This window comes from Pararoseomonas baculiformis (genome assembly GCF_017813395.1).
Classification (GTDB): Bacteria; Pseudomonadota; Alphaproteobacteria; order Acetobacterales; family Acetobacteraceae; genus Roseomonas; species Roseomonas baculiformis.
On sequence record NZ_JAGIZB010000021.1, the window covers coordinates 1 to 15,988 of the forward strand.

Genomic DNA, 15,988 nt, shown 5'->3' on the forward strand with positions numbered 1-15,988 from the left:
ACCGCGGCGAAGCGGGTCGGCAGGCAGAGCATGGCGGCGTCTCTTGGCGGGGACGCATCCACCCTAGCCGGTCAGCCCGCTCCGCCGCCTCTCCTCAGCTCAAATGGCCAAAGTCGAGCTAAGACACCCGCCACGCGCCCGGCCTGAACGCCGCGTTGAACTACCAGATCGCGGTCAACCCCGCCTACAACGCCGACCGCGGGCCGGTCCACCTTTGAGCGCTTCGCATCCCAAGCACATTCTGACGCCCGGGTCAGATGCCGTCCGGCGTTGGGTCACCGGCCCGGGCTAGCCGGTATCCCAGCCCGCGCACAGTCTGGATGGCGACGTCGCCGGCCTGCGTCGTCAGCCGCTGGCGAAGCCGGTGGATGTAGACCTCAACCGCGTTCGCCTGCACAGCCCGGCCTAGCCCGCCGAGCCGCGCCTCCAGGGTCTCCTTCGCGACCGGACGTGGTGCTGCGCGCAAGAGTGCCTCCAGCAGCGTCCTCTCTCGCGGCGGCGGGTCGAAGGGCTCGCCGCCGATCGTGATGTTTCGGGAGAGGGTGTCATAGCTCAGCGAGCCGAGCGTGATCGCCGGCACCGCCGTGAACCCGCGCCGCCGCGCCGCATTCAGCCGCGCCACCAGCTCGGCCAGTGATACAGGTTTCACCATGTAGTCGTCGGCGCCGAGGTCGAGCCCCTCGCACACCTCCTTCACGCTGCCTCGGGCGGTGAGCACGATGACCGGCGGCGCGCCTGGCCGGTTGCGGATGCGGCGGATCAGCTCCAGCCCATCCCCGTCCGGCAGCCCACGGTCGAGCACCACCACGTCGTACTCACCCACCAGCAGCGCGCCCTCGGCCTCCTCCAACGAGAAGACCCCATGCGCCTCCCACTCGGCGCGCCGCAGCCCCTCGGCCAGCAGCGCCGACAGGCGTTCGTTGTCCTCGACCAGCAGCACCCGCATGCGCCCGTCCCTGCCCTGCGACGCCGGCCGCCCTTGGGGAATACCTAGGGAGGCGCGTAGGATGGGAAATGCCAGCCGTCGCGCCAGGGCGCCAGAGCCCAAGCCTAATCCGCCAGCTCGCGCTGATCCATGCCGGTATCGGCCTGGTCGCGCTGTTCATCGGCGCCTTCGTGCTGCACCAGACACTCAGCCGGGTGGTCTGGCTGCAGCATCAGCGCGCCATTCTTGCCGCCGGCGCGGAGGTGATCCAGCGACTCGGGCGCGAGGGTCCGCCTGGGCTCGCGCGCCCCTTCTCCCCGGAAACCGCGCGCCGCTTCGACAGCGCCACCGGCTCCATGCGCTACGCCCTGCTCGCCTCCGACGGAAGGCTGATCGCCACCTCCTCAGGCGCCGAACCCGGCCTGCCGCGCTTGAAGGAAGGCACGCCCCTCGCCTCCTTCCAGACCGGGCAGGATGGCAGCTTGCTCTGGGGCGTCACCCAGGATGTGCAGACGCCGCAGGGGCGGCTGTGGCTGCAGATCGCGCAAGATATGAGCCGGTCCTACGTCGTCCTCGATGAGGTGCCGATCGCCGCGCTCGGACCCACCATTTTGGTGCTTGCGGTCGGCGCGCTGCTCCTGTTTGGGGCCAATGCCGGGCTGCTGCTGCTGATGTTGCGTCCGCTGCGCCGCGCGGCACAGCAGGCCGGGGCGATCGGCCAGGGCGGCGCGGCGCGACTTGAGCTCGATTCGATGCCCGTGGAGGTGCGGCCGCTGATCACGGCGGTGAATGGCGGGCTAGACCGGCTGGATGACGCGCTCGCCTGGCAGCGCGGCTTCTCCGAGGAGGTGGCCCATGAGCTGCGCACGCCGTTGGCGATCATACAAGCGGAGCTGGACCTGCTCGATCCAGGACCCGCCCGGGACAGGCTGCGGCGCGATGTCGAGGAACTATCGCGTCTCGTCGGCGACCTGCTGGAGGCGGCAGAAGCGGCGAGCGACGTGCCCGTGGGCAATGACAGCTTCGACCTCGCCGCGCTGGTCGCGGAGGCGGTGCCGCGTCTCGCCTCGCTCGCCCGCGAGGGGCGCAGCGTGATCGGCCCAGGACGCGACGGCCCGCTGCCGGTACGTGGCGACCGAGACTCCATCGGCCGCGTGCTGCGAAACCTCGTCGAGAATGCGCTGGCTATTTCGCCGCCCGGCACCGCGGTGGAGATCGGGCTCGATGAACGCCGCCCGGCCGCCGAGGCGGTGCTGGCGGTAAGCGACCGCGGTCCCGGCGTGCCGATCGCCGAACGTTCGCTGGTGTTCCGGCGGCGCTGGCGGGCAGGCGACACCCACCGGCGCGGCCTTGGCCTCGGGCTGAGCATCGTGGAACGAATCGCGCGCGCCCATGGCGGCCGCGTGCAGGTGGGGGACAATCCCGGCGGCGGGGCGGTCTTCACGGTGACCCTCCCGCTCGCGCCCGAGACTGCCGCCGCCAACGCGGCACCCGAGTAGCCCGCTCAGAGCCGCGGGGCGATCCCGGCTACGCCGCTCGCCTGCTCGAGCTGCGCAAGGGAGAGCAGAAGCTGTGCCCGCGCCGCATTGGCCGAGACTCGCGTGGCGTTCAGCGTGCGCAACGCGTCCAGCACGTCGAGCAAGGTGCGACCGCCGGCGCGATAGGCCGCCTCGGTCGAACTATAGGCCTCTTCCGCGCGGCGCAGCACTTGGCCGGCGGTAAGGTCCACCAGCGCGCGCGCCTGGCGGTATCCGGCCCAGGCCGTGGCAAGATCGGCCTGCGCCGCCGCCAGCGCGCTGCTCGCCTGCGCAGCCGCCTGGCCTTGCTGGGCCACCGCAACGGCGACATTCGCCTCGGTGATACGGGCGGTGAAGATCGGCAACGTGGCGCCGAGGCCGAGCGAGGTGATGCCCCGCGCGCCTCCGGACAGGTCCGTGGCGATCTCGGACCGCGTGACACCCCCATTCAGTGTCACGTCGCGCGTGCGCGCGGCCTCGGAAAGGCGGGTGTTCGCCGCCGCTGCCCCGACGCCGCGGCTGGCGGCGAGCACGTCCGGCCGGTTCGGCAGCGCCTCCGCCAACGCCTCGCGTGCCGGTGGCGCGGCGGGTGCGACATCCAGCCGGCCCCGCAGTTCCAGCGGGACCGGAGCGAGCAGCGCGGCCATCGGATCGCCCGCCGGGGCCCGACGCTCGGCCACGCGCGTCGCGTCGGCACCAAGCAGGGCGGCGACCTGGGCGGAGGCGGCCGCATAGGACTGCGCCGCCGCGGCAAGCTCCTGCGCGAAGGGCAGCCGGCTCGCCTGGAATCGAAGCAGATCAACCTCCGGCACCTGCCCTTCGCGCACCTGCCGGCGGAGCAGCGCCTCGGTCCGGTCGAGCGCCGTGCGGTTGGCAAGCGCCACATCGAGATCGGCGCGGGCCTGCAGCCCGTTCAGGAAAGCTTGGCGCAGCGAGTAGATCTGGCCGCGAAGCGCGTCCAGCAGCTGCGCCTCGGCCACTGTCACCTGTGCTTCGGCAAGGCGGGTGCGCAGCTCCCGCTTGCCGCCACGTTCGACCAACACCGAGAGCGTGATGGAGGCGTTCTGCACCGGGGAGTAGCCGCGCGCGCCCTGTACGTTGCGGAATCGCTGCCCCTCGGCGATCTGGCCGACGGTCTGGCTGTAACCCAGCTCAGGCGCGGGGCGCGTATCGGCCACGAGGAGCTGCGCGCGAGCAATGTCCACCCCGCGCCGGGCGGCGAGCAGGGAAAGGTTGCGCTCGACCATCAGCGCCTCGGCCTCGGCGAGCGTCAGAGCATTCGCCGGTAGTGGCTGGGTCGTGGCGAGGCGGGGCGGCTCCGGGCGCGGCTGAGCGGCGGCACCGCCGGCCGCGAGGAGCAGGGCGCCCAGCAGCAGCGGGCGGATCGTATGTGTCATGGTCAGATTACCGTGCGGGCGAGTGGGTGTCATTCGGCCGGCTGCGCCACCCGGGCGCCCGCCTCGTTCTCGGCGCGTGCGTCGCGGCGGTTGAAAAGGTCCACCGCGGCCGGCAGCACCACGAGGATGAAGAGCGGAACCAGGCCGATCCCACCCACCACCACGATGGCGAGCGGTTTGGTCACGTCGGCACCAATGCCGGTCGCAAGTGCCATCGGCAGCAAACCGCAGAAGGAGGCAAAGCAGGTCATCATCACGGGACGCAGCCGGTCCGAGCCGGACTGCACCAGCGCCGGCGTCCAATCCATCCCCTCGTGGTCGCGCAGGTGTTGAAAGTGTGAGAGGAAGATGATCGCCTCCATCACTGTGATGCCGAGCAGGGCGAGGAAGCCGATCGCTGCCGGCACCGAGAAGTTCAGCCCGGCCAGAACCAATGCCAGCACTCCTCCCGAGATGGAGAGCGGCAGCATGGCGAGTACCAGCGCCGTATCGCGGATGCGGCCGAAAGCGACGTAGAGCAGCACGGCGATGATCGCGAGCGCGATCGGGACCACCACCGTCAGCCGCGCGACGGCGAGCTGGAGGTTTCGAAATTCACCCACCCATTCGAGCCGGTAGCCGGTCGGCAAGGACAAGTTGCGGGCGACACGCTCCTGCGCCTCCGTCACCGCGCTGGCCGGGTCGCGTCCGCGCACCGAGAAGCGCACGGGCACGTAGCGCGCCGAGTTCTCGCGGTAGATATAGGAAGGGCCGGAGACCAGCTCGATCCGCGCCACGTCAGAGAGCGTCGCGGCGTTGCCGACCGGGATACGGCCGATCGCCTCAAGCCCGTCGCGATAGCGCCCGGCCAGGCGGACCATGATCGGGAAGTTGCGGTCGCCGCCGGGCTCGAAAACGCGCCCTGCCTCCTGCCCGCCAACCGCGGCGGCCAGGGCAGTGTTGATGTCGGAGACGGTGAGGCCCTGCCGCGCCGCACGGCTACGATCGACGGTGATCGAGAGCGTCTGCTGCCCGACCGAGAGCAGCACGCCGAGATCGGCGATCCCCTGCACCTGCGAAAGCTCTCGCCGCACGGCGTCCGCGAGGCGCGATGCAACTTCCGGGTCGGGACCGATCACCTTGACGGCGTTAGCGCCCTTCACGCCCGATGCCGCCTCCTGCACGTTGTCGGAGATGGTCTGGGAAAAGGAGAATTCGACGCCTGTGAACTCCAACGCCAGCCGCCGGTTCACCGCCGCCACCAGCCCGTCACGGTCATGCGCCGTGATCCAGCGATCCTGGGGGATAAGGGGCACGAAAAATTCGGCATTGAAGAAGCCGGCGCTATCGGTGCCATCGTCCGGCCGTCCCTGCTGAGAGGTGACGGTGATCACCTCCGGGAACTCCATCAGCGCGCGGCGGATGCGGTTGGCAACGGGGTTCCCGTCCTCGAGTGAAATTGTGCTTGGCATCGTCGCCCGGAGCCAGATGGAGCCCTCCTCGAGGGTAGGGAGGAATTCGGCGCCGAGACGTGACAGCAGCCCCATCGAGCCGGCGACCATCGCGGCGGCGAGCGCCAGGGTCGCAACGCGCCTGCGCATGCCGGCTGCGAAAGTCGCGTCGAAGCCGCGCCGGATCACACGCATCACCGCCGTGTCGCGCTCCTCCGTATCCGGCCGGAACAGCGTGGCCGAGAGGGCGGGCGTGATGGTGAAGGTGGCGATCAGCGCGCCCGCGATGGCGTAGGCGTAGGTTTTCGCCATCGGGCCGAAGATGCGGCCCTCGATCCCGCCCATGGTGAATAGGGGCAGGAACGCTGCGATGATGATAAGCGCCGAGAAGAAGATTGCCGGCCCGACCTCGCCGGCAGCGCGCAGCACGGTCTTGGCGACCGGGTGCGGTCCGCCGGGCGCGCGGCGGGCCAGCGACAGGTGGCGGAAGATGTTCTCCACCATGATCACTGTCGCATCCACCAGCAGCCCGAAGTCAAGCGCGCCGACTGACAGCAGGTTTGCGCTCTCTCCTCGCGTCAGCATCAGGATGACAGCAAAGAAAAAGGCGAAAGGGATGGTCGCCGCGATGACGAGCGCGCCCCGGAAGTCGCCGAGGAACATCCACTGGATAACGAGGATGAGGATCACGCCCTCGATGATGTTCTTCACCACCTTCTTTGTCGTGGTGGAAACGAGATCCTCGCGGTCGTAGAGCGGGACGATGCGCACGCCGGGCGGCAGCACCCCGCCGGCATTGATCTCCGCCACGGCTTCCTGCACCCCGCGGATGGTCGGCAGCGTCTGCTCGCCGCGACGCATCAGCACGGTGCCGAGTACCACATCGTCGTCCAGCTCATGGCCCGCAACGCCTAGCCGCGGCAGCGCACCTGTGCTGACTGTCGCCACATCTGAAAGCAGCACGGGTACGCCGGCCTGACTGCCGAGCACGACGTTGCGGAGCTCATCGGCGCTGCGGAGCAGGCCAATTCCCTGCACTACCAGCGACTGTGCGCCGAGGTTCATCGTGCCCGCGCCAACATTGACGGACGCCTTGCGGATCGCCTCCACCACCTCCGGCAGGTTCAGCCCGAGGGCTCGCAGCCGCCCGAGGTCCACTTCCGCCGCATAGGTCTTGGACAGGCCACCGAAGGTGGTCACGTCTATCACGCCGGGCACGCGCTTGAAGCGGCGGTCAAGCACCCATTCCTGCAGCGTTTTCAGATCCTCGAGTGGGTAGCCCGGCGGGCCGACGAGCCGGTAGCGCATGATCTCGCCGATCGGCGAGGCGGGCGAAATCCCCGGTTGAGCGCCGTCCGGCAGGCCGGAGAGCTGCCCCAGCCGGTTCAGCACCTGCTGCACTGCCTCGTCGTAGGTGTAGCTGAAGTTGAACTGCACCCGCACGTCGGAAAGGCCGAACAGCGAGGTGGAGCGGACGGTGGTGAGATTCGGCAGACCCGACATCGCCACCTCGATCGGGATGGTGATGGTGCGCTCGATCTCCTCGGCGTTCTGGCCAGGATTTTGCGTGACGATAACAACGGTGGGTGGCACCGGGTCCGGATAGGCCTCGATGTTCAGCTTGAGGAAACCGGCGGCACCGACCACCAGGAAAACGGCGAAAAGCAGCAGCACGAGGGGGCGGCGCTCGAGCGCGATGGCGACGATCTGACGCATGAGCGCCTCCCGGATCTGGTCGAGCCGGGCAATAGGCCGGGCCGCGGCCGCCGCGGAAGCGTCAAGTATGGGCGTAAGCGGCCCGTAAGCGGGGCCGTTCAAAAGGCATCAGCGCCGCGATCACCGCGTAGATCCGCCAGGAAAGGTGTTCCCCACCATGCACGTGAACCCGCCTGCCGAAACCGTCCCGGCCGGCCCGCAGCCGATGACCGAGGTCGCGGCGCCCGCCGCGCCGCCGCGAGCCAAAGGGAGGCGCCATCGGAGCATGCTGATGTACACGGCCGCTGCTTTCGCCGTCGTCGCTGCCGGGATTGGCTGGCATCTGGCGGAGGCGCCGCACGTGGCGGTGGTCAACCCTGCCGCCGCTGCCTCCGCGGGCGGGCGCCTGCCCGACGGCAGCTTCCGGATTTCCCCTGCCGAGGCGCGTTTGCTGAAGATCGCGGCCGCCAGCACCCGCGATTTCCAGCCAGAGCGCGTGGCCGAGGGCCGCATCTCCTACAACGAGGACCGCGCGACGCCGGTCTATCCGCCCTATACCGGCCGGGTGGTCCGGGTGGTGGCCCAGGCAGGCCAGACAGTGCGCGCCGGCGACGTGCTGTTCGAGGTGGAAACCACAGATCTAACCCAGGCGGCCAATGAATTGCTCGCTTCCGGTGATGCGCTGGCAAAGGCGCGCATCCAGGTGGACCTGATGCGGCGGAACGAAGCGCGGCAGCGGGACCTTTTCACTGCGCGCGCCGCCGCCCGCCGCGACCTTGAACAGGCGCAGGCTGACCTCGCCAATGCGCTGTCGGACCAGCGGACGGCGGAGGCAGCCCAGGCCGCCGCGCGCGACCGGCTGCGCGTGCTCGGCCGCGACGCCCAGGCGATCGCCGAGATCGAGCGGACGCGCCGGGTCAATGCCGTCGTCCCGATCACCGCCCCTCTGTCCGGCGCAGTCGTGCAACGGCGTGTCGGCCCCGGGCAGTGGCTGAACGCCGGCGGCGCCGAGCCCGTCTTCACCATCGCCGACCTGTCCGAGATGTGGCTCGTCGCCGCTGTCCGTGAAATCGATGCTCCGATGGTGAGGCTGGGACAGGAGGTGCAGATCTGGCTGGATGCACTGCCCGGGCGCGTCTTCCCGGCCCGCATCGAGCACGTGGCCGCTGCACTCGACTCCTCCACGCGGCGGCTGCCGGTACGCGCGGCCGTGCACGACCCCGAAGGCGTGCTGAAGCCCGAGATGTTTGCGAGCTTCCGAATTACTGTCGGCGACGCCGCGAGCTCGACCTCCGTGCCCGCCTCCGCTGTTATCTACCGCGGCGGCGAGGCCGCCGTATGGGAGGCGCTGGATGATACGCGCTTCATCCTTCGTCCCGTGCGAACGGGTCTGCGCGCGGGAGGCGAGGTCCAGCTGCTGTCCGGCCTCGCTACGGGTGCCCGCGTGGTGGTTGGTGGTGCGCTCTTCATCGACCGGGCCGCCACCGCGGACTGACCACGAGACAGTGTAGCAAGGCTGGTTGTGGATCGAAGCAAAGTTCCCGTCGCGGCCAGCCCGTCGAGGCGCGGGCTTCATGCCCGCGAACGGGTTCTCCGCAAGGTAGCCGTTCTTCACCCCCCAGGCGTAAGTCGCCGAAAGCAGACTCATGCTCTTCGCGACGGTCACGGCGGACACGCGCCTTCGCCGAACCGGCGTGCCGCACGACAATCTCAGGTAAGGGCAGAGCCGCCTCGGCGCGGCTTAGGACCGCCGGTTTGGCGAGCATCGCGGTCTTGAACCGCCCGACCGCGAGCTTACCGATGCTGCGCACCGGTCAGCCCAGCCCGTGCACCTCATCGGAGCGCCGTGCCGCGGCAGCGAGCTCGTCCGCGCTCTTTCCGGCGAGATCCCTCTCCGCCCTGTAGAGCTCGACCATCTGCGACAGCGTCACGCCCGGCTGCGGCTCGGGCTGCTCGCCGCCCGTCGCGGCCGGATGTGCTCCTGCCACCTCGCCGGCTGGCGGCAGGAGTGGCGCGAGAGGTGGCGCTTCTGGAGGCGCGAGGATCGGCCATGCCTTCAGGAGCTGGGCGAGGGATCGGTCCTGTATCTCGGCGTAGGCGCGGAGCACTGCACCGGCCATGTAGGCTGGCCCCACCTCGTTGGGGATGGGGATGTCAGCCTTGGCAAGCCATTGGAGGCAAGTCGGCCTGACCATGTCCCAGTTGCGCTCGCGCCGGTGGGTGCGCCACATCGTGGCGGCTGCTTCAAGAAAGCGTCGCAGCTTCTCCGCCGCGGCAATCGAGTGTAGCGCACCCTCCGCGTATGCCCTCGCGTCCCGCTCTTCTGCCCAGGCAATGTAGGCGTCCGCGATCCGCTCCGCGTCGGCTCTGGTGAAGGGCGTCCCGCGTCCCGCAATCGATGACGGCCGGGAAGTGAGAGGCGAGCCATCCGGGGCAACCGCACCCCCGGGGTTCCTGGCAGCCTCGAGCACCGCCACAGCCCTGGTAGCAGCGCCTGAAAGGCGCACCTTCGCTTCCGTCGGGAGGTTGGTGCGGAGTGACTCCGCGATTTCGCGCCGTCCAAGGGCGGCGCGCAAGTCCGGCGGTACGGCACGGTGGAACTAGTAGATCCCCGTTCGCGGATGTCGATGAAGGTACGTCACGAGCGGCATCCGATGTAGCACCCCTTTGTAGCAGCGGGCGCACTGGAAGCCTCTGATTTATCGTGTTTGCTGGTGCCTCAACCACTTGGGGAGCGGCTGGCGTCCCGTACGGGATTCGAACCCGTGTTGCAGCCTTGAAAGGGCCGCGTCCTAGGCCTCTAGACGAACGGGACGAGCCTAGCCGCGCCGGAAGCACGGCGCGGTGGGGTGACTACAACGGACCGGGGCTCGCGTCCAGCACCCTCAAAGCGCCAGCGGCGCTTCCGGAGGCGTAAGCGGCGTTCGCGGGGAAGGCAGGGCTTCGCTGGCGGTGGGTGAGGCAGGCGGGAGAGTGCTTCGAACCGGGCTCTCGCCATGGGGCAGCGGCGTACCTTGCGGCGCCGTGCCACTGGAGACGGGCGGAGAGACAGCGGAGGGAGGAAGCTCGGCCCGAACGGGTGCTTCGACCGAGGCAGGCGCCTGGCCAGCAGCAAGGGGAGCCGCGCCAGGAACCGTATAGTCCCGGACGATCCGAGCCTGAGGCCCGGCGATGACGAGCACGCGCTCTCCAACGGGCAGCGGCGGTATGTCGCGCTGGGTCACGTTCACCAGCTCGCCGTTGATCTTCCGAACGATATACTCTGTGCCGCGATTATCATTGACGACCCGCTCAGTAGCCGAGCCGAAGAGCCCGCCGATCAGGCCACCGCCCACCCCGGCCAGTGCGGAGGTGAGCCCGCTGCCCGGCGTCGCCGCGCCGATGATCCCGCCGGCGGCCGCGCCCGTGGCCGCGCCGGCGTTTCCATCAGCGGCAATGGCCACATCCCGCGCGCCGATAATGACCCCCTGCTGCACAGGATTCGCCTGCTGCACGGCCCGGGTGGAATAGGTATCCGGCGAATAGTTACCGGTGCAGCCCGCCAGGAGGAGCATGGGCACGAGGAAATAGCTGGGCGGCATAGCAACTCCACGAGGTCCGGCGATCCGGCGGAGCCCCTAGGGCCCCGGGCCGCGAGGTAGGACGCCAGCTGGGCTGGGACAACCCGTTCACTGTTCAGGCCGGTGCCGCATCCTGCACATGAAGACTGGTGGAGACCTCGCCATTCCAGCTCTCGGCACGGAGGGTGCCGCAAAGATGCAGCGGGCGCCCACGCGCGTTGAGCAGGAGTTCGGCAAGCGGCCCCTCCTTGGCGCGGAAGCAGATCGCCTTCAGCCGCCCTCCCCCCTCGCCTTCCAGGAACAGCCGGATGGTGGCGCCCTCCTTTCCCACGCGGTCCGCGCGGACCACCCGTGCGTGCCGGATCGCGAAGAGCGGCTCCTCGTTGCCGGTGCCGAATGGCGCAAGCCTGCCGATCTGCGCGGCCAATAGGTTGTTGGCGGCGGCGACCGAAAGCGTGCCCTCCACCACCAGGGCCGCCGCGTCGGGCAAGGTCGTGGCCTCCGCGAGCCGCTCGTTCAGAAAGGCATGCACGGCTTCCTGCCGCTCCGCGCGGAAGCTGAAGCCCGCCGCCATGGCGTGCCCGCCGCCGGTTTCCAGCAGCCCGGCCTGGCGGGCCGCGATGATGGCGGCCCCCAGATCCAACCCCGGCACGGAACGGCCGGAGCCCTTGGCCAACCCATCCGCGACGCCGGCCACGAGGGCGGGGCGGTTGAACCGCTCCTTCACCCGGCCGGCAACGATGCCGACCACACCCGGATGCCATCCCTCTCCGCAGATCAGCAACACCGGATGCCCAGCCGCCATGCCCCGCTCGGCCATGCTGAGGGCGGTGCCCATCACCTCGGCCTCCACCTCCTGGCGGCGGCGGTTGGTAATGTCCAGCCGCTCGGCCATGGCGCGGGCCTCGAGCGGGTCATCCTCCAGCAGGAGCCGCAGGGCCAGGTTACTCTCCCCGATCCGGCCGGAGGCGTTGATGCGCGGCCCCAGGCCGAAGCCGAGGGAATGGGCGCTCGGCGCGTCCTTCACCCCTGCCACCTCCAGCAGGGCCGCGATTCCGGGGCGCCCGCGCCGGGCCATCACACGGAGACCCTGTGAGACAAGGGCGCGGTTGAGCCCGGTCAGCGGCATCACGTCGCAGACCGTGGCGGTCGCCACTAGGTCCAGCAGCTCCAGCAAAGGTGGCTCCGCCCGGTCCGAGAAGAAGCCGGATTTGCGGAGGGTCCGATGCAGCGCCACGGCGGCCATGAAGCACACCGCCGCCGCGCAGAGCCCGCGAAGGCCAGAATCGCAGTCCAGCCGGTTCGGATTCACCGTGGCGAGAATGGCAGGCGGCGGGCCCTCGGCCTTGTGGTGGTCCAGCACCACCACATCCGCCCTGCCCCGCGCCGCATCGAGCGCCTGATGCGCCGAGATTCCGCAATCCACGCAGACGATCAGCCCCGCCCCTGCATCGCAGAGCGCGGCGATGGCCGGCGCGTTCGGGCCATAGCCCTCCTTGATGCGGTCGGGCACGTAATGGGTGGCGGGCACGCCGAGATCGCGCAACACACGCAGCATCAGCGCACCGGCGCAGGCACCATCGGCATCGTAGTCGGCGAAGACCGCCACGCGCTCGCCCGAGCGCACGGCCTGGGCCAGGCGCGCGGCCGCGAGGTCCATGTCACGCATGCAGGAAGGGTCGGGCATCAGCGCCCGCAGCCGGGGCTCCAGGAAATCGGCCGCTGCCTCCACGCCGACGCCGCGCGCGGCCAGGAGCCGCCCCACCAGCTCCGGCACCTCCAGCCGCTGCGCGATGGCCAGGCCCGTTCGCGCATCCGCCGCGCGCCAGACCCAGCGCCGGGCCGTGACGCTCCTCTCCACGCCGAGGACCGCCCCGGACGGTGCCTCGGCTTCCAGAAGTCCCGCCTCAGCCAATGAGTAGGTTCGGCTTGATGGTGAAGTTGTGGTGCCCCTCGACATAGCGGACGGTACCGGTTTTGCTGCGCATGACGATGGAGTGGGTGATGGCGCCGGTAACGGTGCGACGCACGCCACGCAGCATGGCGCCCGTGGTCACGCCCGTGGCGGAGAACATCACGTCGCCCTTCGCCATGTCCATCACGTTGAAGATGCGGTCCGGGTCGGAGATGCCCATGGAACGGGCGCGCTCGCGCTGGCCCTCATCTTCATAGATCAGGCGGCCCTGCATCTGCCCCCCGATGCAGCGCAGCGCCGCGGCCGCCAGCACGCCCTCGGGCGCGCCACCCCAGCCGAGATACATGTCCACCCCCGCCTCGGGCTGCGAGCATGCGACCACGCCCGCCACGTCACCATCGGGGATCAGCATGATGCGCGCCCCGGCCTCACGACAGGCGCGGATGATGTCCTTGTGGCGGTCGCGGTCCAGTGTGCAGACGACCAGGTCCTCTATCGCAACCTTCCGGGCCTGGGCCAGGTTCTTCAGGTTCTCCTTCGGACTGGCATCAAGATGCACGACGCCCTCGGGCAGGCCGGGGCCGACCGCGATTTTGTCCATGTAGATATCGGGCGCGTGGAGGAAGCCGCCCTTCTCTGCCACCGCCACGGTTGCAATCGCGTTCGGCATGCCGCGCGCGGTAATGGAGGTGCCCTCCAGCGGGTCCACGGCAATGTCCACCTCGGGACCGCCGGCGCCGACCTTCTCGCCGATATAGAGCATCGGCGCCTCGTCCATCTCACCCTCGCCGATCACGACGGTGCCGTTGATGGCCACGCTGTCGAAGGCGCGGCGCATGGCATCCACCGCCGCGCCGTCTGCGCTGTTCTTGTCGCCCCGGCCGATCCAGCGGGAGGAGGCGAGCGCGGCGGCTTCCGTCACGCGAACCAGTTCCAGCGCCAGGTTGCGGTCGCTCTGCAGCGGCGCGTCAAGGTTGATGGAGGCGGTCTGGCTCATGGGTTTTCGATCCGAATGAGGGCGGGGGGTTCGAGCACGGCATCGAGCGCCGCGATGCGCGCGATGGCCTCGCGCATGGCGGTCTCGTTGGCGTCATGGGTGGTCAGCACCACGGGCACGGCCTCGCCCGGCGCGCGGCCACGCTGGATCATGGATTCCAGGCTGATCCCCACATCGCGCAGGGCACCGGTCACGTCGGCGATCACGCCCGGCCGGTCCACCACCATCAGGCGCAGGTAATAGGCGCCCGAATGCCGCTCCATCCCAACCGATGCCAGGGCGGAGAAGGATTCGGCGCCCCATACCGGCGTATGGCGGCCGCGGGCGATGTCCACGAGATCCGACACGACCGCGGAGGCCGTGGGCCCGGCACCCGCGCCGCGCCCGACCAGCACCACGCGGCCGACATGGTCGCCTTCGGCCACCACGGCGTTGAACACGCCATCCACCGTGGCAACAGGATGGGAAGCCGGAACCATGCAGGGATGCACCCGCGTCTCCACCCCCGCATCGGAGCAGGAGGCGATGCCGAGGAGCTTGATGCGGTAGCCCAACTCCTCCGCGAGCTTGATGTCCAGCGCGGAAACCCCGCGGATGCCCTCCACATGCACGGCGCCGAAATCCACCGGGCGCCCGAAGGCGAGCGCGGCCAGAATGGCCAGCTTATGGGCAGCGTCGATTCCGTCCACGTCGAAGGTGGGGTCGGCCTCGGCGTAGCCGAGCTTCTGTGCCTCGGTCAGCGCCTCGGCGAATTCCCGCCCGCGCTCGCGCATCTGGGTCAGGATGTAGTTGCAGGTGCCGTTGAGGATGCCGGTGACGCGCGTGATTCTGTTGCCCGCCAGGCCCTCGCGGATAGCCTTGATGGCCGGGATGCCGCCGGCCACCGCTGCCTCGAAGGCGAGCGGGACGCTGGCCTTCGAGGCAAGCTCGGCGAGCTCCGCCCCATGGATGGCCAGCAGCGCCTTGTTGGCGGTGACGACCGGCTTCCCTGCGGCAAGCGCCGCCTGGATCAGCGCGCGCGCCGGTCCCTCGCTGCCGCCGATGGTTTCGACGATGACGTCCACCGCCGGATCATTCGCCAGGGCAACGGGATCATCGTACCAACGTAGCCCGTCCAGGCTGATTCCCCGATCGCGCGAACGGTCGCGCGAGGACACGGCGGTGACGGCGATCCGGCGCCCGGCGCGCGCCGCCACGATATCCGCGTTCTGCCGGAGCAGGCCAAGAACACCCGCCCCAACCGTGCCGAGGCCGGCGACGGCAACCGCGAGAGGACGTGTCATGCGCGAAGGGGTTCCTCTTTCACGGTCTCGTCAATGGCAGGGGCGGCGTTGTCGCCCTGCAGGAAGGTCTTGATGCCACGCAAGGCCTGGCGGATGCGGTGATTGTTCTCGACCAGGGCGATGCGGACATGGTCGTCGCCATGCTCGCCGAAGCCCACGCCCGGCGCGACCGCGACCTTGGCACGGGCGAGCAGCAGCTTCGAGAATTCCACGCTGCCCAGGTGCCGGAAGCGCTCCGGGATGGGCGCCCACATGAACATCGAAGCCTCGGGCGAGGGCACCTCCCAGCCGGCGGCGTGCAGCCCCTTCACCAGGAGGTCCCGCCGCTCCCTGTAGAGGACGCGCATCTCCTCGATGCAATCCTGCGGCCCGTTCAGCGCGGCGGTGGCCGCGACCTGGATCGGGGTGAAGGCACCGTAGTCCAGATAGGACTTCACGCGGGTCAGCGCGGCGATCAGCCGCGGATTGCCTGCCGCGAAGCCCATCCGCCAGCCCGGCATGTTGTAGGTCTTGGACATGGAGGTGAACTCAACCGCCACATCCTTGGCGCCCTCCACCTCCAGCACCGAAGGTGGCGGGGTGGCGCCGTAATAAAGCTCGGCATAGGCGAGGTCGGAGAGGATGAAGAGCTCGTGGCGCCGGCAGAAGGACACCAGCTCCCGGTAGAACTCGATGCCCGCCACCAGCGCGGTGGGGTTCGACGGGAAGTTGACGATCACCGCCGTCGGCTTGGGCACGGAATGGCGAACCGCGCGGTCGATCGCGCGCAGCATCTCGTCATCCGGCGTGTAGGGGATGGAGCGCACGCTCGCACCCGCGATCAGGAAGCCGAACTGATGGATGGGATAGGAGGGATTCGGCACCAGGATGGTATCGCCCGGTGAGGCGATGGCCTGGGCCAGGTTCGCCAGCCCTTCCTTGGAGCCGAGGGTGGCGATCACCTCCGTCTCCGGATCCAGCTTCACGCCGAACCGGCGGGCATAATAGGCCGCATGGGCGCGGCGCAGCCCGGGAATGCCCTTCGACGACGAGTAGCGATGGGTCCGCGGGTCCTGCACGGCCTCGACAAGCTTCGCCACGATATGGGGCGGCGTGGGGCTGTCGGGATTGCCCATTCCGAGATCGACCACGTCCTCCGCGGCTGCGCGCGCCTTTGCCTTGGCGGCATTCACTTCCGCGAAGACATAGGGCGGCAGGCGTCGGATGCGGTGGAACTCGTCGTTCATGGTCCGGGTGCTCGGCGGTCTGGGAGGGACAGGATAGCCGCGA

General features: G+C 69.5%; 11 protein-coding genes, 1 tRNA gene and 1 pseudogene. 2 read left to right on the plus strand and 11 right to left on the minus strand.

What is annotated here, in order from left to right; translation table 11 throughout:
• Nucleotides 1–253: 253 nt before the first annotated feature.
• Entirely contained in the window at nt 254–946 is a 693-nt protein-coding gene (locus tag J8J14_RS18650; protein ID WP_209381062.1) for a response regulator transcription factor, read from the minus strand.
• A 68-nt stretch (nt 947–1,014) separates the two neighbouring features.
• On the opposite strand from J8J14_RS18650, the gene J8J14_RS18655 reads away from it, so the two are divergent.
• The gene (locus J8J14_RS18655; RefSeq protein ID WP_209381063.1) at nt 1,015–2,424 is read left to right on the plus strand and encodes a sensor histidine kinase; all 1,410 of its coding nucleotides are present in this window, start codon (nt 1,015–1,017) and stop codon (nt 2,422–2,424) included.
• Nucleotides 2,425–2,429: 5 nt separating this feature from the next.
• Here J8J14_RS18655 and J8J14_RS18660 read toward each other — a convergent pair whose 3' ends face one another.
• On the minus strand, nt 2,430–3,839 hold the full coding sequence (locus J8J14_RS18660) for a TolC family protein (RefSeq protein WP_209381064.1): 1,410 nt from the start codon (nt 3,837–3,839) through the stop codon (nt 2,430–2,432).
• 29 nt (nt 3,840–3,868) lie between these two features.
• Nucleotides 3,869–6,985 (minus strand): efflux RND transporter permease subunit, encoded by a 3,117-nt coding sequence (locus tag J8J14_RS18665; RefSeq protein ID WP_209381065.1) that lies wholly within the window; start codon nt 6,983–6,985, stop codon nt 3,869–3,871.
• Between the two features lie 205 nt (nt 6,986–7,190).
• Between J8J14_RS18665 and J8J14_RS18670 the strand changes: the two genes are divergently transcribed.
• Nucleotides 7,191–8,459, plus strand: a complete 1,269-nt coding sequence (locus tag J8J14_RS18670) for an efflux RND transporter periplasmic adaptor subunit (protein ID WP_209381066.1) — start codon at nt 7,191–7,193, stop codon at nt 8,457–8,459.
• A 319-nt stretch (nt 8,460–8,778) separates the two neighbouring features.
• Here the strand turns inward: J8J14_RS18670 and J8J14_RS18675 are convergent, their stop codons facing one another.
• The 8 genes and pseudogenes from J8J14_RS18675 to J8J14_RS18705 form a co-directional block, all read right to left on the minus strand.
• A complete protein-coding gene (locus J8J14_RS18675; RefSeq protein ID WP_209381067.1) occupies nt 8,779–9,195 on the minus strand; it encodes a hypothetical protein in 417 nt (138 codons plus the stop codon).
• A gap of 231 nt (nt 9,196–9,426) precedes the next feature.
• A pseudogene (locus tag J8J14_RS25775) lies at nt 9,427–9,552 on the minus strand (DUF6538 domain-containing protein); the annotation flags it as partial.
• Nucleotides 9,553–9,703: 151 nt separating this feature from the next.
• A tRNA-Glu gene (locus J8J14_RS18680) sits at nt 9,704–9,779 on the minus strand.
• 70 nt (nt 9,780–9,849) lie between these two features.
• Entirely contained in the window at nt 9,850–10,545 is a 696-nt protein-coding gene (locus J8J14_RS18685) for a hypothetical protein (RefSeq protein WP_209381068.1), read from the minus strand.
• 94 nt (nt 10,546–10,639) lie between these two features.
• Entirely contained in the window at nt 10,640–12,484 is a 1,845-nt protein-coding gene (gene recJ / locus J8J14_RS18690; RefSeq protein WP_209381069.1) for a single-stranded-DNA-specific exonuclease RecJ, read from the minus strand.
• A complete protein-coding gene (glpX, locus tag J8J14_RS18695; protein ID WP_209381070.1) occupies nt 12,432–13,436 on the minus strand; it encodes a class II fructose-bisphosphatase in 1,005 nt (334 codons plus the stop codon). Before glpX ends, recJ begins: the two co-directional genes overlap by 53 nt.
• Complete coding sequence (locus J8J14_RS18700) at nt 13,433–14,719, minus strand: homoserine dehydrogenase (RefSeq protein ID WP_209381071.1); 1,287 nt, start codon at nt 14,717–14,719, stop codon at nt 13,433–13,435. Before J8J14_RS18700 ends, glpX begins: the two co-directional genes overlap by 4 nt.
• The gene (locus tag J8J14_RS18705) at nt 14,716–15,945 is read right to left on the minus strand and encodes an LL-diaminopimelate aminotransferase (protein WP_209381072.1); all 1,230 of its coding nucleotides are present in this window, start codon (nt 15,943–15,945) and stop codon (nt 14,716–14,718) included. The genes J8J14_RS18700 and J8J14_RS18705 overlap by 4 nt, the downstream gene beginning before the upstream one ends.
• Between the last annotated feature and the right edge of the window lie 43 nt (nt 15,946–15,988).